This is a genomic window from Parabacteroides sp. AF48-14, assembly GCF_003477465.1.
Taxonomy (GTDB): domain Bacteria; phylum Bacteroidota; class Bacteroidia; order Bacteroidales; family Tannerellaceae; genus Parabacteroides; species Parabacteroides acidifaciens.
On record NZ_QUDI01000007.1, the window covers coordinates 25,201 to 45,119 of the forward strand.

General features: G+C 45.8%; 16 protein-coding genes, 1 pseudogene and 1 riboswitch. Of the genes and pseudogenes, 13 read left to right on the forward strand and 4 right to left on the reverse strand.

Going from position 1 to position 19,919, the window contains the following annotated elements; translation table 11 throughout:
• Positions 1-10: 10 nt before the first annotated feature.
• Positions 11-1,378, forward strand: a complete 1,368-nt coding sequence (locus DW083_RS04685) for a fimbrial protein (protein ID WP_122331609.1) — start codon at positions 11-13, stop codon at positions 1,376-1,378.
• 34 nt (positions 1,379-1,412) lie between these two features.
• On the opposite strand, the pseudogene DW083_RS04690 reads toward DW083_RS04685, so the two are convergent.
• Positions 1,413-2,617 (reverse strand): annotated as a pseudogene (locus DW083_RS04690) (ATP-binding protein).
• A 318-nt stretch (positions 2,618-2,935) separates the two neighbouring features.
• On the opposite strand from DW083_RS04690, the gene DW083_RS04695 reads away from it, so the two are divergent.
• The 3 genes from DW083_RS04695 (at position 2,936) to DW083_RS04705 (ending at position 5,425) form a co-directional block, all read left to right on the forward strand.
• Entirely contained in the window at positions 2,936-3,490 is a 555-nt protein-coding gene (locus DW083_RS04695; protein WP_115500983.1) for a DUF3575 domain-containing protein, read from the forward strand.
• An 8-nt stretch (positions 3,491-3,498) separates the two neighbouring features.
• Positions 3,499-4,965 (forward strand): DUF3868 domain-containing protein, encoded by a 1,467-nt coding sequence (locus tag DW083_RS04700; protein WP_115500982.1) that lies wholly within the window; start codon positions 3,499-3,501, stop codon positions 4,963-4,965.
• Positions 4,966-5,080: 115 nt separating this feature from the next.
• Entirely contained in the window at positions 5,081-5,425 is a 345-nt protein-coding gene (locus DW083_RS04705; protein WP_115500981.1) for a hypothetical protein, read from the forward strand.
• Positions 5,426-6,314: 889 nt separating this feature from the next.
• Here DW083_RS04705 and DW083_RS04710 read toward each other — a convergent pair.
• From DW083_RS04710 to DW083_RS04720, 3 genes are read right to left on the reverse strand one after another with little or no spacing between them, the layout of a single operon-like run.
• A complete protein-coding gene (locus DW083_RS04710; protein WP_122331610.1) occupies positions 6,315-6,944 on the reverse strand; it encodes a thiamine diphosphokinase in 630 nt (209 codons plus the stop codon).
• Complete coding sequence (pnuC, locus tag DW083_RS04715) at positions 6,928-7,539, reverse strand: nicotinamide riboside transporter PnuC (RefSeq protein WP_122331611.1); 612 nt, start codon at positions 7,537-7,539, stop codon at positions 6,928-6,930. Before pnuC ends, DW083_RS04710 begins: the two co-directional genes overlap by 17 nt.
• Before the next feature lie 3 nt (positions 7,540-7,542).
• A complete protein-coding gene (locus DW083_RS04720; RefSeq protein ID WP_122331612.1) occupies positions 7,543-9,762 on the reverse strand; it encodes a TonB-dependent receptor in 2,220 nt (739 codons plus the stop codon).
• Positions 9,763-9,843: 81 nt separating this feature from the next.
• Positions 9,844-9,945, reverse strand: a riboswitch (TPP riboswitch).
• A 168-nt stretch (positions 9,946-10,113) separates the two neighbouring features.
• Here DW083_RS04720 and rimP point away from each other — a divergent pair.
• The 9 genes from rimP (at position 10,114) to DW083_RS04765 (ending at position 19,918) form a co-directional block, all read left to right on the forward strand.
• On the forward strand, positions 10,114-10,581 hold the full coding sequence (rimP, locus tag DW083_RS04725; RefSeq protein WP_187574927.1) for a ribosome assembly cofactor RimP: 468 nt from the start codon (positions 10,114-10,116) through the stop codon (positions 10,579-10,581).
• Between the two features lie 6 nt (positions 10,582-10,587).
• Complete coding sequence (gene nusA / locus DW083_RS04730; protein WP_115499266.1) at positions 10,588-11,886, forward strand: transcription termination factor NusA; 1,299 nt, start codon at positions 10,588-10,590, stop codon at positions 11,884-11,886.
• Between the two features lie 20 nt (positions 11,887-11,906).
• Positions 11,907-14,870: a translation initiation factor IF-2 gene (gene infB, locus DW083_RS04735; RefSeq protein WP_115499265.1), complete on the forward strand. Its 2,964-nt coding sequence runs from the start codon at positions 11,907-11,909 to the stop codon at positions 14,868-14,870.
• A gap of 2 nt (positions 14,871-14,872) precedes the next feature.
• Positions 14,873-15,364: a CvpA family protein gene (locus DW083_RS04740; protein WP_115499264.1), complete on the forward strand. Its 492-nt coding sequence runs from the start codon at positions 14,873-14,875 to the stop codon at positions 15,362-15,364.
• 29 nt (positions 15,365-15,393) lie between these two features.
• Positions 15,394-16,839 carry a Fe-S cluster assembly protein SufB gene (sufB, locus tag DW083_RS04745; RefSeq protein ID WP_115499263.1) on the forward strand — a complete coding sequence of 482 codons (1,446 nt, stop codon included), beginning with the start codon at positions 15,394-15,396 and terminating at the stop codon, positions 16,837-16,839.
• 37 nt (positions 16,840-16,876) lie between these two features.
• Complete coding sequence (gene sufC / locus DW083_RS04750; protein WP_122331613.1) at positions 16,877-17,629, forward strand: Fe-S cluster assembly ATPase SufC; 753 nt, start codon at positions 16,877-16,879, stop codon at positions 17,627-17,629.
• Between the two features lie 73 nt (positions 17,630-17,702).
• Positions 17,703-18,125 carry a GxxExxY protein gene (locus tag DW083_RS04755; protein WP_122331614.1) on the forward strand — a complete coding sequence of 141 codons (423 nt, stop codon included), beginning with the start codon at positions 17,703-17,705 and terminating at the stop codon, positions 18,123-18,125.
• A gap of 59 nt (positions 18,126-18,184) precedes the next feature.
• A complete protein-coding gene (gene sufD / locus DW083_RS04760) occupies positions 18,185-19,528 on the forward strand; it encodes a Fe-S cluster assembly protein SufD (RefSeq protein WP_199659144.1) in 1,344 nt (447 codons plus the stop codon).
• A gap of 9 nt (positions 19,529-19,537) precedes the next feature.
• A complete protein-coding gene (locus tag DW083_RS04765) occupies positions 19,538-19,918 on the forward strand; it encodes a VOC family protein (RefSeq protein ID WP_122331616.1) in 381 nt (126 codons plus the stop codon).
• Position 19,919 lies beyond the last annotated feature (1 nt).

Here is a 19,919-nt window from a genome sequence, read left to right on the forward strand (position 1 = left end):
TAGAAAATATATGAGGACATATAATTTAATCTATATATTGACATTCCTTTGTTTGTTAGTTTCTTGTTCGCAGGAAGACGTAGTAAAGGGAGGCAATGATGATGTGATAGCTAAGATCAGGTTGGAGTTGTCTGATATGCAGTTGCCAACCGCGACAAAAGCCGCCTCGGCAGAAGATAATCAGATCAAAGATCTTTGGGTGTATATGTTTGACCAGTCCGGACAGCTGATCTATCAGGTACAAGGTTCTGTGCCTGTAAACGGAGATGCAACGAAAGCGGTTACGGCTAATTTGAAAGCGACCCATGATCCCGTTACGTTGATGGTTTTGGCAAATCTTCCTTCTTCCTTAAGTTACAATTTTACTCTGGGAACGTCAAAAGCCGATATATTGAAGAGTTTGGAGTTTAATGTTCCATCCCAGAGTGGAACGGTCTACATCCCGATGTGGGGCGAGGTGATTTTATCCAATGGACTGTATACGGACGATGCCCCGATCACAATCCCTATGACACGTAGTATGGCCTGTGTAGAGGTGTTTGTCGATGAAGACCTGGTGATTAATTTTGACTTGGAAGAGGCTTATCTGGCCGGTACTTATGATAAAGGTTTTGTTGCCCCCATTAAGGCGGACGGAACATTGCAAAAAGGAACAATTTCAATTCCGGCAGGCGCTACAGGTAGCCGGGATCTGGGAACCGCTTTTCACCAAACGGGTTTGGATAATAAGGGAACCAAGTTCTATATTCCGGAAAGTCTTTTGAAAACAGAACAGTTAGAGAATAATGAGGTACATCGTAGTCTGTGTATGGTGATACGAGGGAAAACAACGATTGACGGAATGATGAAAGATGGCTATTATCGGCTGGATTTCCTGTTGCAGAATACAGTCAATGAAGATATGAGCCTTATGAGAAATACACGCTATATATTCAAGATCGATGCGGTTCATGAATATGGGTTAATTTCGGCCAAAGATGTGTTTGATAAATCTATACCGGATAATGCCTCCCGTCTTTCCACTTCGACAACGATAATGACAGTCGGTGCAGAAGCCTCGCAGGAAGGATGTATAGAGAAGGGACTGAATGATATTACGACTGACGGTATCGATTATCTGGCCGTAAATACCTCTGCGCTTATAGCTACCTATAATAGTAATGAAGGTAAGTATTATGCAAAAATCCAGATTTTCACGAACTATTCCGGAGGCTGGCAAATGATAGATATGCCCGAAGGTATTACAGCCCAGCAGAAAACCGGCGCAGCCAATGTTTTTTATGAAACGTTTATTTGGATTAAGCCGGGAGTGACTCCCCCTTTGTTCTATATAAAGGCAGGAGGGGTTTGGAAAACAATAAATATTGTAGGCCTATAAGGTTTGTGTAAAATTATAATGGGAGCCGGCTTGTTTACATCATCAGGAATTTCCGAATTGTGTAATGCCGGATCCCTTCATAAGTATTTCCCGAAAATTCATCTTCGGAGATTACGATTTTGGGATAATTATCCTGTATCTTTAGCAGGTTACCATATTCCTGTTCGACTGTCTTTTCGCTGTCAAGCCTGAGGGCGACTTGAATGTAAAGTTTTTCCTGTTCTTTCTCGCAGATGAAATCGATCTCCTGCGTGCCCTGTATACCGACTTTTACCTCATAACCCTTGTATAAAAGATGGTTGTAGACAATGTTTTCTAATAGTTTGGCTCTGTCGTTAATCCGGTAGCCGACAATAATGTTACGTATTCCCATATTCTCGAAGTAGTATTTTTCACCGATCTCGAAGATGCGTTTGCCGGTAAGGTCGTAACGAGGCACTTTGTGGATCAGGAATGCGTTTGTCAGGTAGGTTACATAATTTTGCACCTGGTTGACGGATACTGTGGAATGTTGCGATTTCAGATAATCGCTGATTCCTTTGGCTGAAAAGAGGTTACCGATGTTTTCAGACAGGAACTGGATCAGTTTTTCCAGGAACGAGGTGCTCCGCAAGTTATAGCGGGCGACAACGTCGCGGAAAACGATTGTGTTGTACACGCTTTTCAGATATTCGTTTGCCGTTTCCTCTTTAAGAGGCAGATTGATCAGATAGGGGAGGCCACCGTATTTGCAGTATTTATCGTAACTCTCCGTATTGTCGTTGAGCTTGTGAAATTCTAAAAACTCAGGATACGAAAGACTGTAGACCTTGATTTCAATATATCTTCCACTCAGGTAAGTCGCCAGTTCGCCGGATAACAGATTGGCGTTGCTTCCTGTAATATAGATATCATTGTATTCATCCAGTAGAAGAGAGCGGAGAGCCTTTTCGAACCCAGCAATATCTTGTATTTCATCGATGAATATGTAATTGTATGCGCCGTCTATGTGTTTGGAGGCAATATAATCATACAGATCTTTTGCAGTCTGCATATATCGAATTCGAAATCTTCTTTGTTGATATAGATAATGTGGGCAGCCGGATCTTCCTGCCGTATTGTTTCAATAAGCTGGTATAGCAGGAAGCTTTTCCCGACACGGCGTTGTCCGGTTAGAGCCTTTATAATGGATTTGCGCATGAATGGCTCTATTTTATCTGTATAGTTGCTTCTCTTTATAATGTTCTTAGGCTGCTTCATTTTGAGGAAAGTTTTAATTATACTTCAAACTTTTGCGAAGATACGGAAAAGTTTTAATTATACTTCAATATTTCAGCCTTAAACCTCTCATTCCGGCTGTGATTTTAAAGAATCGGTATTTCTCTCTCTTCTTACTTTTTTCATCGGTATTTATATCATCTGGATAATTCTTGGTAGCTTTGCCCGCGAAACTTGAAAGGTGTACCTATTGCGAGTGGTAAAGACTTATTATATTTTTGTATCGGAATAAACAGTTTTATCACCATTGTTGTTTAATAATAGGATAGAAAAACAAAAGATAATTAAAAAATGAAGTGTATGAAAAAAGTACTTTTCCTCTTTTTGCTTCTGGCTGGCATGACTAATGTCTATGGGCAGAAGTTTGCGGTGAAGTCAAACTTGCTGTACGACGCTACTGCAACGATCAACCTCGGGGTTGAGATGGGATTGAGCAAGAAGTGGACACTGGACTTGTCCGGAAACTATAACGGATGGAAGTTCGGTGACGACACACGTTGGAAACACTGGATGATCCAACCTGAAGCCCGCTATTGGTTGTGCGAGAAGTTTAACGGTCATTTCTTTGGAGTTCATGCTCATTATGCCGATTATAATGTCGGCGGAATGAAATTCCTGAGTGATAATATGGAGAAAAATCGTTATCAAGGTAATCTCTACGGTGCCGGTCTGTCTTATGGTTACCAGTGGTTGTTGAGTAACCGTTGGAGTATGGAAGCTGTGATCGGTGTTGGTTGGGCGCATCTGGACTACGACAAATATCCGTGTGCCGTTTGTGGTGATAAAATTGCCGGAGATAAAGATTATTTCGGAGTGACGAAAGCTGCTCTTTCTATTATTTACTTTATTAAATAATCGGAGCTATGAAGAAGACAATAAAATTATATATGGCAGCCGCTTTGTTGGCTGTTATTTCGCCGGCTATCCTTGCTCAGGCCCCGGTAAAAGTAGTTTGTAACGAACTGAAACAACAAGGAAAAGAGTTGCTGATCGACGCTGTTATTACTGTAGACGGCAGCCAGATCAAGTCGCGCGAGAATCTTACGCTGACTCCTGTGCTGGAATCCGCTTCACAGAAAGAAGGTCTGCCATCCATCCTGTTGAACGGCCGGATCAGCCAGAAAGTGTATGACCGTGAGATTGCGTTGAATAACTTGCAGGACGAACCGCGTTTTTTGGTGGTACAGACCGGAAAGAGCGAAAGCGTGATTAACTATAAGATGACGATTCCTTTCGAATCATGGATGAAAGATGCCCGTTTCGTGCTGGTACCGAATATGTGCGGTTGCGGCAAGGAAGCGCAGGGCGAACCGCTGTTGATTGCCGATAAGGTCATGACACGTCCGGACAAACGCTATGAAGTGATGCCGACGCTGGCTTATATCTCTCCGGAAGCTGAAACAGTGAAACATCGTGCCGAAGTGGGTACGGCTTATCTGGATTTTCAGGTGGGACGATATGCTATTTTGCCTGATTTCCGTAACAATGCGGTCGAACTGGCTAAGATCGACAATACGATCAAGACTGTAGTGGATGATAAGAATATCACCTTGTCGGGTATTGTATTGAAAGGATATGCTTCACCCGAAGGTTCTTATAAATCCAATGCGGTGCTGGCTGAAAACCGTGTAAAAGCGTTGCGTGGTTATATTGAAAAGAAACATGATTTCAAATCGAGCTTCTTTAAACTGGAAACTGTACCCGAGGATTGGGAAGGTTTCAAGGCTAAAGTGGAAGCCGATAATCAGGTGCCTGACCGTGATGCCGTTTTGGCTATTATCAATAGCGATAAAGACCCGGATAAGAAAGAAGCTGAATTGAGAGCTTTGAATGGCGGGGCTGCTTATCGTTATGTATTGGCCGGTATTTTCCCGTCTTTGCGCCGTTCCGAATACCGTGTTGATTATACGGTACGTGAATTTACGGTTGAAGAAGGCCGCGAGATTATCAAGACTCATCCGCAACAGTTAAGCTTGAGTGAAATGTTTGCGGTTGCCAACAGTTACGAAATCGGTAGCAAGGATTATAATGACGTGTTCGAGATCGCTGTCCGTATGTATAGCGACGATCCGGTAGCCAATCTGAATGCCGCAAATATCGCTTTGTCAAAGAAAGATTTGAGCGCTGCACGTAATTACCTGGCAAAAGCGGGTAACAGTCCGGAAGCGATCCATGCACGTGGTGTGTTGAACCTGATGGAAGGCAACTTGAGTGAAGCCGGCAGATTGCTCGAACAGGCAAAAGCAGCCGGAGTGAAGGGTGCAGCTGCCAATTTGGACGAATTGCGCAAGAAAGAAGCCGATAATCAGCTCTTTGATAGCTTTGAGTAGTATAATTGATACTTTTACATCGCAGCGGTTGACTTATAAGCCTGTATCTTTGCGATATAATTATTGCATATAAAGAGATTGCGTATAAAAGATTGAGGACTTAATAAGTAAGATTATGGAACGTGTAGCAGATGTCGAAAAAGTTTTGATGAATGAGATAGACAACCAGGATGGTGTCTACTTATATCTCGAAGGTAATGCATGGTGCGCGTATGAACGTTCTGCTTATTATCTGGCAAGGTTAAATGTGCCGGTGGTACTACAGAAAGAGGTAATTCGCGACGGGTACGATGTAGTTTTGCTAAAAGCATTGTTCGCTGTAGATGATATGTGTTTGCCACTGGCTCCTAAAACAGAGCTGAAAAAGGTGGCAGATGATAAATTACAGTTCCATGTATATGCCAATATTGATGGTTTTCCTGAATGGAAAGCTTCTCAATTAAATAGATTACCTGCATAAAAGGTATAACAAGAACTTTATTAAACAGCCGTGAGGCTTGAATAAATACTAAGTTGTAAAATTGAGGGTGTATTTTGTCCCGAAGGCTGATCTTAGATCCCTTCGGGACTTTTTTTTGTACGGGATAGCTCACTTTTTCTTAGTTTTGGATCTTCTGCAAATTGAAAAATATACATTAACCCCCTGTTTCGACTGTTTTTCTATTTCATCCGAAATCTTGATCGATTTTGGATTGACTCTTTTCATGATTTTAACCGGCTCGGCTGACTGCAGAGAAAATGTGGTGCCGAGTCCATTGCGAAAAGTGTACAATTTGATTATCGAAAGATGAAAACGCCGACAATGTGATAAACCTTAACTCCCGGAGAATCGATTATTTGCGAACAAAGACGGACAGCGTTCCAAATATCCCAAGGAAATTTTGGAGGCTTATTGCTGTGAGGTGCGCAGAAAATTCCCTTGAAGTAACGCTTCATCGCTCTGAAGGTTGACTTCGCGCTATATGAAGTCAACCTTCAGAGCAACAAAGTTCCGGATCAGAGCGATAAAGTCCCTCTTCATGGCGATAAGGTGCCAGATCATAGGAAAAAGCCCCTTTTTGATAGCAGAAAAGTAGATTAGCATTTGTTCGGTTTCGGATGTTTTTTTACTCTGAAAAACGCGTTTTATACAATAAGTCCTCCGCCGCAGGCTCTCTTTTGCCGTTTCGTTTCAACGAACGGTTTTTGAGCTTAGGGATGTGTCAAAACTGCCCTGTCCCCGCGCTTGACTCGGGGCCGCAGTAGAACAGTCCTTGTCAATCAGTTGTTTATACGGTCGGTTTTAATGCGATCCCGCGTCAAGCGCGAGAACGGGATAGCTCACTTTTTCTTAGAAATGAACTATTCGTTTACAGGGTGCGGTAGACTAAGACCGGGCTGCCGGGCGAAAGGGTGATGGTGAAGCTGTCTCCTGTCGCTTCGTTGAGAGTCCCTTGCCACCAAGCTGTCAGCTGGCGGTCGTTTATCGGCCAGCGGAGACCGGATGTCGTTATCCTGCCGCAGGGGGAGAGGGAGAAAAGGGATACTTGCTGCCCGGGGTGGCTGTCCAGCGTTGTTGTTTGCCGGATGGGGGTGAAGATGCCATAGTCCGAAAGCATTTCCACACGGTCGAACAGGGAGGCATAATCAGCCAACAGGGAAATGTTGCCCAGTGTATGGTCTTCGCGTAACCCGGTGGCTCCCAATATCAGGACCTCTTTTTCTCCGGATTGGCGGGCAAAACGGACGGATTTTGTCAGGTCGTTTATTTCCTGGTCTTCTACGATGTGGATACGGCCGGCATACAGTTCCCGGAAGCGGGGTTGAATGCTGTCCAGATCACCGACAATGGCTGTCGGGGTGATGCCAGCATCATGCAAAGCTTGTACGGCTCCGTCGCAGGCTATGACGACAGAGGCTTCGCGCAGCAGGCGGAGCGGCAAAGCGGTTTGTGGAAAAGTGCCGTTTGCGACGACGACGCAATTATAAGGTGCTATCATTTGTTTTTATTCCTTTCTTTTTCCAGGTGTATAATCCGACTGCGGCCAGTATGGCATAGCAAATATATAGAAACATGGTGGGGTATAGTCCACGCAGGTAATAAAGATAGACGGATACGCAGTTGACGATGATCCAGAATATCCAATGCTCGATGATCCGGCGGGCCAGCATCCAGGTGGCGACGATCCCGACGGCAGTGGTAAACGCATCACCGGCAGGGATAGGCGAATCGGTGAAATTATGCAGGATATAATAGATTAAGGCATAAATTGCAAGGATTGCGAGGATTATTCCCGTAAAAAGTGGGAACGTCATGTTGCGATAGAGGATTGCTTCATTTGCCGGGGTGTTCTGATCTGTTTTTCCTTCGTTTATAGCTTTTTTACGGGTCCATTGCCAGAAGCCATATATGCTGATTGCGACATAATAGATGTTCAACCCCATGTCGGCATATATTTTTGAAAAGAAAAAGACGAACACATAGACCAGGGAAGTCAGGAAGCCGACTACCCACATGGCACGATGCTGCCTGATCTCTAAAAGCAGATAAAGCAACCCCGTCAATACTCCGAAATATTCCAATAGTTGTTCCATTGTTTAAAACTTGAATGTTACCCGGCCCATGGCATTTATCCCCGCCTGGGTGAAATAGCCGTCTTCTTTGTAACGCTCACCGTCGACCATTGCTGAGTAAACCCAGGCATTCGTCTCGTATTGCTCGTTAAATATATTGTTTATTGTGACATCAAGAGCGATTTCTTTCATAAACTTCGGCTTGAAGACATAGCCGACACGCAGATTGCTTACAAAGTAAGGATTGATGGAGCGGTCTTTGCTGGAAGTATTGTCGATATATTGGCGTCCGACAAACTGGGAGTTAAAGCTTGCACTGAGTTGTTTCCAATTGAAGTTGAACATGCTGTTGGCGATGATATCCGGTGAAAAAGCGATATTGGTCGTTCCCAGCTTATTGTGATCCTCACGCTGATAGCCCCAATCGCCGTTAGGGAGGGTTTCGTACACTTCGATGCTTTCTGTGAAATTCTTGATTTTGTTCCGGCTCAATGTCAGGTTCCCGCTCCAATCCAGCCAACGGGCGATTTCCACGCCTCCGGTCAACTCGATCCCCATGCGGTAGCTGTCTTTGATATTGGAGGTAAGGGCTTCACCGATTTCACTGATCTTACCGGTCAGGATTAATTGGTTGCTATAGTCCATGAAATAAAGGTTTGCACCGACGTGAAAACGGGAATTTCCGAAACCATAGCCTGCTTCGTAGTCGTATAAGGTTTCATGTTGCGGACGTTCGTCCGGGCCGGCCTCTGTGAAGTTGTCCCGGTTGGGTTCGCGGTTGGCTACGGAGAATGAGACGAAAGCATTGTGCCCGTCTTTTTGGAAATTAATACCCGCTTTGGGGTTGAAGAAGTTCCAGTATTTATTGATATTTACGTTGTCACCGGCTTTATCGTCACTTCCTTTGATTGTATAGTGGATGCCTCGGTATTGCATATCCAGGTAGCCGTTCAGGTGAGGATGGAATTGGTAGTTGGCCTTTGTGTACATATTATAGTCCAGCTTATTGCCGGTATTGCGGTAGTATTCATAATCAGGTTCGGGAAGGCTGTTCGATTGTTTTGCCCACATGACGCGGCCGAAATGGTTGCCGTCATAACGGTTGACAGCGGCTCCTACTGAGAATTGCAGGCGTTCGCCCCGGAAATTGGCACTGTAGATGGCGCCATAGAAATCATTTTCCAGCCATTTGCGGCGAACGAGATCCGTCTTGGTGATCGTATCGCCTTGGCTGTTGATATAAGGATTCAGTTTGTAGCTTTTAAACTTGGCGCCGCCTTTATAATCTTCATAGTAACCTGCTCCGTGTGTGTAATGGAGAGTCAGGTTCATGTTCCAGAGATCGCTTAAGCGCTGGCTGGCGGTCAGATGGTAGTTTTGCTGCCGATAGTTGTCCGTCTGGTTTTTGTAGTATTTGGTTACTCCGTCTTCTTTATATTCACCGCAAGGATTGTATGTGCGGTTGGAATCCAGCATATAGGACGGAACACCGGTCCATGCCTGATAGGTTTTTTCGATACTGCCGAATGTCTGGAAACGAATCAGCGTGTTGTCTCCGTAATAGGCGGCCGATGCGAAGTAGGAATGCATATTGGCATCGGCCCGATCTATGTAGCCGTCGCTTTGGATATTGGAATAACGGGCGTCGAAAACAAAATGGTCATTGAGAAGTCCGGTACCGAACTTGACTGTATTCTTGACAGTTCCGAACGAGCCGGCTGATACCGAATATTCGGCGTAGGGCTTCAGTTCCGATTTTTGTGTCTGCATAGAGACAGTTGCACCGAATGCGGCAGCCCCATTGGTAGAAGTCCCGGCGCCGCGCTGTATCTGGATATTGTCAACCGAAGAGGCGAAATCGGGCATATTCACCCAGAAGACGGTATGCGACTCCGAGTCGTTCACGGGTACTCCGTTGACAGTGATATTGATACGGTTGGCATCTGTTCCGCGAATGCGGAAACCGGAGTAACCGATACCCGTTCCGGCATCCGAAGTCATGATAACAGACGGTGATTGTAGGATCAGGTAGGGGATACCTTGTCCGTCGTTCCGTCGTTTCAGTTCGTCTTGTGTTAACTCGCTGTAGGCGACAGGCGTTCCTTTGGCAACTTTGGTTGCTGTTACAACAACTTCATCCAGTGATACGTCTTTGGAAATTTTCAGTGAATCGGCAGGTTCGACAGTTATTCCCTGCGCAGTCAGTACAGCCCATGATGAGGCTAAAATAAATACACTTTTCATCCTTTGTTTTTTTGATAACCTAAATAAAATAAACGAACGGTGAAAAGGAGTGTCGGAAGAAATATACCATGCAAGCCCGGAAGGCTTGGTTTTTCAATTCCCTACGCCGGCATTATCCGTACAGGTAATATGGGTATGTTCTCAGCCTATGGTATTGAACCATAAGCACCCCTTTTGAATTCGGGTACAAAGAAACGTAAAAAGAGGGAATCTTACAATATCTGATACGGATATGAAAGAAATAATAATATTTGTTTGAAAACTCATTGATTATTTGTATATTTGCGGGCGATTAAGCGAAGATGAGGAGGGGGCGGGCAGTCCCCTTCTTTTGTTCTTAACTGTATGTGTATGATTGAAAAGGACGTAATAAGTCAGTTGGTTGAAGAGAAATTAGCTTCTTCCGACAATTATTTGGTAGACGTAGTAATTAAACCGGGTAACCTGATTATCATAGAGATAGATAATGATGAGGGTGTTTGCATCGACGACTGTGTGGAGTTGAGCCGTTATGTGGAAGGTCACTTGGACCGGGATGCGGAAGACTTCGAGCTTGAAGTGGGTTCCGCCGGTATAACATCTCCGTTTAAAGTGCTTCGCCAGTATGTGAAAAATATAGGCAATGAAGTGGAAATGCTGCTTAAAAACGGTACGAAGTTGGCAGGTGTATTGAAATCGGCCGATGAAAACGGGGTAGTCGTAACTGTTGAAAAACAGGTAAAACCCGAAGGTGCCAAGCGTAAGGTGACTGTACAGGAAGACCAGTCATATACATTCGATGAAATAAAATATACAAAATACTTAATAAGATTCAAGTAAAAGATTATGGCCAAGAAAGAGGAAACAATCAGTATGATTGACACACTTGCTGAGTTCAAGGAGTTGAAGAATATAGATAAGGATACGATGATCAGCGTGTTGGAAGACTCATTCCGCAACGTGATCGCTAAAATGTTCGGTACGGATGAAAATTACGACGTAATTATCAATCCTGAGAAAGGAGACTTTGAAATCTGGAGAAACCGTACGGTTGTTGCAGATGACGAACTGGAAGACTCTAACCTTCAGCTGACATTGACTGAGGCCCGTAAGATCGACGCTGATTGCGAAGTCGGCGAAGAAGTAACCGACGAAGTGCATTTTGCAGACTTCGGACGTCGTGCCATCCTGAACCTGCGTCAGACGTTAGCTTCAAAAATACTTGAATTACAGAAAGACAGCTTATTTGCTAAATATAAAGATAAAATCGGTAACATCATTGCTGCCGATGTTTATCAGGTATGGAAGAAAGAAATCCTGTTGCTTGATGACGAGGGTAATGAGTTGCTGCTCCCGAAAACAGAACAGATCCCGACAGACTTTTACCGCAAAGGTGAGACAGTACGTGCAATCGTACAACGGGTGGATAACTACAACAACAATCCGAAGATTATTCTTTCCCGTACAGACAAATTATTCCTGCAGCGTTTGTTTGAACTCGAAGTGCCTGAAATCAATGATGGTCTGATCACTATCAAGGCAATAGCCCGTATTCCGGGAGAGAGAGCAAAAGTAGCCGTAGAGTCGTACGACGACCGTATCGATCCGGTTGGCGCCTGCGTCGGAATGAAGGGTTCCCGTATTCACGGTATCGTTCGCGAGCTGAGAAACGAGAATATCGATGTAATTAATTATACATCCAATGTATCGCTGTTTATCCAGCGTGCATTAAGCCCGGCTAAAATTTCCTCTATACGAGTGAACGAAGAAGAACATAAGGCAGAGGTTTATCTTCGTCCTGAAGAAGTTTCATTGGCTATCGGTAAGGGTGGTTTGAATATCAAACTGGCCTGTATGTTGACCGAATATGCAATTGACGTATTCCGCGATGTGGAAGGTGCAGATGAAGAAGATATCTATCTGGATGAATTCTCGGATGAAATCGATGCTTGGGTTATCGAAGCGCTGAAAAATACAGGATGCTATACTGCGAAGAGCGTGTTAGCGATGAGCCGCGACGAGATAATTGAACGTGCCGACCTCGAAGAACAGACTGTTGACGAGGTACTTGCTATCTTATCTGCCGAATTTGAAGAAGAGGTTGAAGAGAGAGAAGAAAAAGAAGAGGATGAAACTCAGGAATAAGTATTACGACAAAGTTTGATATGCCCATAAAATTAATACAAGTACAAAGGAAATTAAATGTAGGAATCAACACAGTTGTTGACTTCTTACGCAAGAAAGGGTTCGAGGTTGAGGATAACAATCCCAACACGCGAATCGGTGATGAACAGTATGCTTTGCTCGTAAAAGAGTTTGGTAAAGATTTACCGGACGGAGGGCGTGAGCGTGAGCGGGTTGTGCCCGAACGCCCTCATAAGGAAATTGCTTCTGTGAAAGAAGAAAGGAATTCGGAAATAAAGACTGTGATACCGGAAGAATTCAAGCCCAAAATTGTTACAAAGGGCCGGATCGATCTGGACAGACCGCATAAAAGAACACAGGAAGAACGACCTGAACCGGTTTCTGCTCCTGTGGAAAAGAAAGTAGAGGTGCCAGTGGAGGCTCCTGCTGCAAAAACTGCTGAAGCTCCGGCTCCGGAGGTGAAAACCCCGGAAGTAAAAGTGCCTGAGGTGAAAGTTCCGGAAGTAACACAGCAGCCAGAGGAGAAAAAAGAAGAAAAAGTTATAGTAGTGGAAAAGGAACCAGCAGAAGTGGTTAAACCGGAGCCTGTAGAGGAGCCGAAAACAGCAACCATAGAGTCAACGACCGTAAATACTGAAGAGCCGGCGGCTTCTGCCGATGGCGGGTCTGACGATGAGTTATTCCGGTTGAATACTCCGAAGTTCGAGTCTAAAATCAAGGTGACAGGGAAGATTGACCTGAATGCATTAAATCAGTCTACCCGCCCTAAGAAGAAGACTAAAGAAGAGCGGAAGAAGGAACGTGATGACAAACGTGAGAGGTTTGCCGGTAATAAACCGGGACAGTCGGGTAACGGTCCTTTCAACAAGGGACCGAAAGATGCAACAGCAAGACCCGGTGCTCCTGTCAAACCGGGCGAAGGTAATCAGGATGCAAAGAAAAAGCGTAACCGTATTAAGAAAGACCGGGTAGATGTTAACAATACACCGGGAACGAACGCGCGTCCGACACGTCCGAATCATTCGAATGACGATCGTAAACCCCGCTTGCGCAAGCCGGTGAAGGCGGAGATCAGTGAGGAAGATGTACAGAAGCAGGTAAAAGAGACACTGGCTCGCCTGACCAACAAAGGAAACAAGAATAACAAAGGTGCCAAGTACCGTCGTGACAAACGTGATGCCGTGCAGAAACGTGAGCACGAATTGATGGAACAGGAGGAAATGGAAAGCAAGATCCTGAAGCTGACGGAATTCGTTACAGCCAATGACCTTGCCAACATGATGGACGTTCCTGTAACCCAGGTTATCGCTACTTGTATGAGTATCGGTATCATGGTTTCCATCAACCAGCGACTGGATGCGGAGACTATTAATATTGTAGCTGAAGAATTCGGCTTCAAGACAGAATATGTAAGTGCCGAAGTGGTGGAAGCCATTAAGGCCGATGAAGAAGACGATAATGAAGAAGACTGGGTTGCGCGTCCGCCTATCGTAACCGTGATGGGACACGTCGACCATGGTAAAACTTCTTTATTAGATAACATCCGTAATGCAAATGTAATTGCCGGTGAGGCCGGAGGTATCACACAGCACATCGGTGCTTACAACGTGAAGCTGCAGAGCGGACGCCGTATTACATTCCTGGATACTCCGGGCCACGAGGCGTTTACCGCTATGCGTGCCCGTGGTGCCAAAGTAACGGATATCGCGATTATCATTGTGGCTGCCGACGATAATGTCATGCCGCAGACGATTGAAGCGATCAATCATGCTTCGGCTGCCAGTGTTCCTATCGTCTTTGCTATCAACAAGATCGATAAACCGCATGCCAATCCGGAAAAGATTAAGGAGGAACTGGCTAACATGAACTACCTGGTGGAAGACTGGGGTGGTAAATACCAGAGCCAGGAAATATCAGCCAAGAAGGGTATCGGTGTAGAGGAACTGTTGGAGAAAGTATTGTTGGAAGCGGATTTGCTCGACTTGAAGGCAAACCCGAAGAGGCGTGCCGTAGGTTCTATTATCGAGTCTTCCCTGGATAAGGGACGCGGATATGTTTCTACCGTATTGGTTGAAAACGGAACTTTGAAAGTGGGAGATATCGTGCTGGCCGGTACACACTTCGGTCGTGTAAAGGCTATGTTCAACGAACGTAACCAGCGTATCGAAAAGGCCGGTCCTTCCGAACCGGCTCTGATCCTGGGATTGAACGGTGCTCCACAGGCCGGTGATACATTCAACGTACTGGAAACAGATCAGGAAGCCCGCGAGATCGCCAACCGCCGTGAGCAGTTGCAGCGTGAGTTGGGCCTGCGTACGCAGAAGATGCTTACATTGGATGATATCGGCCGTCGTATTGCAGTGGGTAACTTCCAGGAATTGAACGTGATCGTGAAGGGTGACGTGGATGGTTCCGTTGAAGCTCTGTCCGACTCGTTGATCCGTCTGTCGACAGAAGAAATCCAGGTGAACGTTATTCATAAGGCTGTCGGCCAGATTTCCGAATCGGATGTCGTACTGGCTGCCGCATCAGATGCTATCATCATTGGATTCCAGGTGCGTCCGGCATTGCCTGCACGCCGAATGGCTGAAAAGGATGGCGTCGAAATCCGTCTGTACTCGATTATCTACGACGCAATCGAAGAAGTGAAGAGTGCAATGGAAGGTATGCTTTCTCCGGAAATCAAAGAAGAGATCACTGCCAATGTGGAAGTACTTCAGGTATTCAAGATCACGAAAGTGGGTACGATTGCCGGATGTATGGTACGTGAAGGTAAGATCAAACGTTCTAATAAGGTACGTGTGATTCGCGACGGTATCGTGGTTCATGCGGGAGAACTGGAATCTTTGAAGCGTTTTAAAGATGACGTGAAAGAAGTGGTTGCCGGATTGGATTGTGGTTTGAACCTTGTAAACTACAATGATATTCAGGTTGGCGATATCATCGAAGCGTACGAAGAAACAGAAATCAAGAAGACGTTATAAACATGAACTGGTTGGACATTACATTGCTATGTCTGGCAGGAATAGGATTTGTGAAAGGCCTGTTTGATGGAGTCATCAAACAGGTTGTTTCGCTTATAGCCCTATTAGTCGGAATTTTCTTCTGTACGAAAGCGGCGCTCTGGCTCAGAGGGTATATTCTGGCGTTGGGGTGGTTCCCCGAACAGGGAGTGACGGTGCTCAGTTATGTGGCGGGGTTTCTGCTGATCGTGGGCGTCGTGTTGCTGGCAGGGGAGATTCTGCACCGGGTGGTAGGGGCTACGCCGCTTAGCGTATTGAACCATCTGGCAGGAGGTGTTTTCGGACTTTGTTTTATGATGCTTTTTATCAGTCTTTTGCTAAACGGTATGGAGATGATAGACAGGGGATCGGTTTTGATTCCCCGCCAGACAAAGGTCGAATCCCGCTTTTATAATTCAGTTAAAGAGATAATCCCAACTATTTACTTCCAAAATTTGTTTTTTAAGGAAGAGTAAGCAGTTGGTTTAATAATATATAATGTATAATGGAAGATTCAAACGATATATTGAATGAGGTAACGACCGGTGATTATAAATACGGGTTTGTTACCGATATCGATACGGAGGTGATTCATCGTGGATTGGATGAGGAGACCGTTCGTATTATTTCTGCCAAGAAGAATGAACCGGAGTGGTTGCTCGAGTTCCGCTTGAAAGCCTTCCGTCATTGGCAGACGTTAGAGATGCCTACTTGGCCTCACCTCGATATTCCGGCTATCGACTATCAGGATATTATCTATTACGCTGCCCCGAAGAAGAAGGAAGGGCCGAAAAGCCTTGATGAGGTTGACCCGGAATTGATGAAGACTTTCGATAAGCTGGGCATCCCTTTGCATGAACGGGCACAACTTAGCGGAATGGCTGTCGATGCCGTAATGGATAGCGTATCTGTAAAGACGACGTTTAAGGAGACACTGGCCGAGAAAGGTATTATCTTCTGCTCCTTCAGCGAAGCTGTCCAGCATCATCCTGACCTGGTACAGAAATACTTGGGAAGCGTAGTCGGCTATCGTGATAATTTCTTTGCCGCACTGAACTCGGCTGTCTTTTCCGATGGCTCGTTTGTCTATATCCCGAAAGGGGTACGTTGCCCGATGGAATTGAGTACTTATTTCCGTATCAATGCGGCAAACACCGGACAGTTCGAACGCACGTTGATCGTAGCAGACGATGAGGCGTACGTCAGCTATCTGGAAGGTTGTACCGCCCCGATGCGTGACGAAAACCAGCTCCATGCCGCTATTGTCGAAATCGTAGCGCACGAACATGCCGAGGTGAAATATTCAACTGTCCAGAACTGGTATCCGGGCGATAAAGAAGGAAAGGGCGGTATCTATAATTTCGTAACCAAGCGCGGATTGTGCAAGGGCGAAGGAAGCAAGATTTCCTGGACACAGGTAGAAACCGGTTCCGCCATTACCTGGAAATACCCGAGTTGCATCCTGGCAGGCGATAATTCGGTTGGCGAGTTCTATTCCGTAGCCGTAACCAATAACTACCAGCAGGCGGATACCGGAACGAAGATGATCCATCTCGGACGGAATACACGCAGCACGATCGTATCGAAAGGTATTTCCGCCGGACATAGCCAGAACAGCTATCGTGGACTGGTGAAAGTATCACCCCGTGCCGAAGGTGCCCGCAACCATAGCCAGTGCGACAGCTTGTTGCTGAGTTCAACCTGTGGCGCCCATACTTTTCCGTATGCCGATATTCAGAATGAAACGGCTGTGGTGGAACATGAGGCAACGACAAGCAAGATCAGTGAGGAACAGCTGTTCTATTGCCAGCAGCGCGGTATCTCGGTGGAAGAAGCGGTCGGCCTAATCGTCAACGGATATGCCCGCGAGGTGATGAACAAGCTTCCGATGGAGTTTGCCGTAGAGGCACAGAAGTTGCTGACCATTTCTCTGGAAGGGAGCGTGGGATAAAACAATGGACAATTGTCAATTATCAATTAATAAAGCGATGTTAGAAATAAAGAACTTACATGCCAATGTCAATGGCAAAGAGATATTGAAAGGGATCAACCTTTCTGTCAAGGCGGGTGAGGTGCACGCTATTATGGGGCCGAACGGTTCCGGGAAAAGCACCTTGAGCAGTGTACTGGTCGGCAATCCGGCGTTCGAAGTAACGGAAGGGGAAGTGACCTTTAACGGGAAGAACCTGTTGGAGCTTGAACCGGAAGATCGCAGCCGTGAAGGTATTTTCCTTAGTTTCCAGTACCCGGTGGAGATTCCGGGAGTAAGCATGGTCAACTTTATGCGTGCCGCCCTGAACGAACACCGCAAATATAAAGGTTTGGAACCTGTTTCGGCTACCGATTTCCTGAAGCTGATGCGCGAAAAGCGTGCGATTGTCGAGTTGGACAATAAACTGGCAAGCCGTAGTGTGAATGAAGGTTTCTCCGGTGGTGAGAAGAAGCGTAACGAGATATTCCAGATGGCGATGCTGGAACCGAAGTTAGCTATCCTGGATGAGACGGATAGCGGATTGGATATCGATGCGCTTCGTATTGTGGCAAACGGTGTGAACCAGTTGCGTACGCCGGAAAACGCCGCTATTGTTATCACGCACTATCAGCGTTTGCTGGATTATATCAAGCCCGATGTAGTCCATGTCCTTTATAAAGGCCGTATCGTTAAAACCGCCGGTCCCGAACTGGCCCTCGAACTCGAAGAAAAAGGCTACGACTGGATCAAGACGGAATTAGGAGAGTAAGGAATTAAGATGGTATGAAGAACCAGGTTCGCGGATAACGCGGATCGGGCGGATTTTAACGGATAAGTATTTTATGAAACTACTTTGTAAAGATATAACAGATCGGGTATTATCGGCATTTTATGCAGTGTATAATGAACTTGGTTTTGGCTTTTTGGAAAGTGTTTATCAAAATGCCCTTTACAAAGAGCTTTGTAGCATGGGGTTAAGATGTGAGCCTTTAAAAGTGATAGAGGTTTATTATAAAGGAGAAGTCGTTGGTAAATATGTTGCGGATATGGTGGTTGAAGATGAAGTAATCTTGGAACTGAAAGCTTCGAGCATGCTAACGGAGGCTCATGAAATGCAATTGCAGAATTATTTGAAGGCTACTCGTGTGGAAGTAGGCTTGTTGTTAAATTTCGGAGCACGTCCGGAGTTTAGGCGAAAAGTTTTTGCTAACTGCTTGCATGAGAGATATAAACAGAGAAATCATATAAGTCATAATCCGCTATAATCCGCCCGATCCGCGTTATCCGCGTACCTGGTTCTTTTGTTACAGATAATATATATAGTATGAAAGCAGAACAACAATATATCAATCTCTTTGCACAGTGTGAGTCGATGATTTGCAAGCATGCGGCGGCGGTGATGAACTTGCCGCGTGCGGAGGCTTTGGCTGATTTTGAGCGATTAGGGTTCCCTTCGGTGAAGAGTGAAGATTATAAATATACCGATGTGGCGCAGGCTTTCGCGCCGGACTACGGGGTGAATATCAACCGCGTCGAAATCCCGGTCAATCCGTATGACGTGTTCCGTTGCGACGTTCCCAACCTGAGTACTTCGCTCTATTTTGTGGTGAACGACACTTTTTATGACAAGATGTTGCCAAAGGCACATCTGCCTGAAGGCGTTTATGCAGGAGGCATGCGGACATTCATAGAGAAGTATCCTGAAGTCGCTTCCCGCTACTACGGAAAAGCCGCTTCAAGCGGACGGGATGCTATCATCGCCCTGAATACGATGCTGGCGCAAGACGGCTTTGTGGTTTATGTACCGGAAGGAGTTGTGGTGGAACGTCCGATCCAGTTGGTGAATATCTTCCGTAGCGATGTCGACACAATGGCCAACCGCCGTATCCTCGTCATTATGGAACCCCGTTCGGAAGCCAAGTTGCTGGTGTGCGACCATAGCATCGACGATGTTAAATTCCTGGCAACGCAGGTTGTCGAGATCTTTGCCGGCGAAGGAGCCTTCTTCGATTATTACGACCTGGAAGAAAGCAGCGAGTCGACCACCCGTTTCGCTTCTGTGCATGTGAAGCAGGAAGCCGGCAGTAACGTGTTGGTAAACGGTATTACGCTGAATAACGGCCTTACCCGTAACAACTATTATATCGAACTGAACGGTGAACAGGCCGAGACGACCTTGTGCGGCATGTCCATCCTGGATAAAGAACAGCAGGTCGATACCTATAGCCATATTACACATGCCGTACCCAATTGTACCAGTAACGAATTGTTCAAAAACGTCCTGGACGACCATGCTGTCGGCGCTTTCAGCGGACGTATCCTGGTGAAGGAAGATGCGCAGAAAACGGCAGCCTATCAGACGAACCGCAATCTCTGTGCAACCCGTGAAGCCCGTATGTACAGCAAGCCGCAGTTGGAGATTTATGCCGACGATGTGAAATGTTCACATGGCATGACAACCGGTCAGCTGGATGAAAATGCTCTGTTCTATATGCAAAGTCGTGGCATTCCCCGTGATGAGGCACGTATGCTGTTGAGCGTAGCTTTCACATCGGATGTAATCGACCATGTACGTTTGGATGCATTGAAGGACCGTTTGCACAAATTGGTAGAAAAACGTTTCCGGGGAGAACTGGCCAAATGTGCCGGTTGTCGGGTTTGTAAATAAATATAATCTATGCAGCTAACACATATCGCAATCTGGACAAACGAGCTGGAACGCTCGCGTGACTTCTATGTCAAGTACTTTAGTGGGAAAAGCAATGAGAAGTATGTAAATCCGAAGAAAGGCTTTGCCTCTTATTTCGTAACATTCGAGGGCGCCTCCTCCCTTGAAATTATGCAGCGTACGGATATCACCCGGGAAAGTTCGGATGTTTTTATTGGTCTTGCCCATTTCGCCTTCTCTGTCGGATCGAAAGAAAAGGTCGATGCAATGATCGAACGGTTTCGCTCGGACGGTTTCCGAATCACGGGTGAACCGCGTACAACCGGTGACGGCTATTATGAGGGTGCCGTGATGGATCCGGATGGGAATATTGTGGAAGTGATTGCCTGAC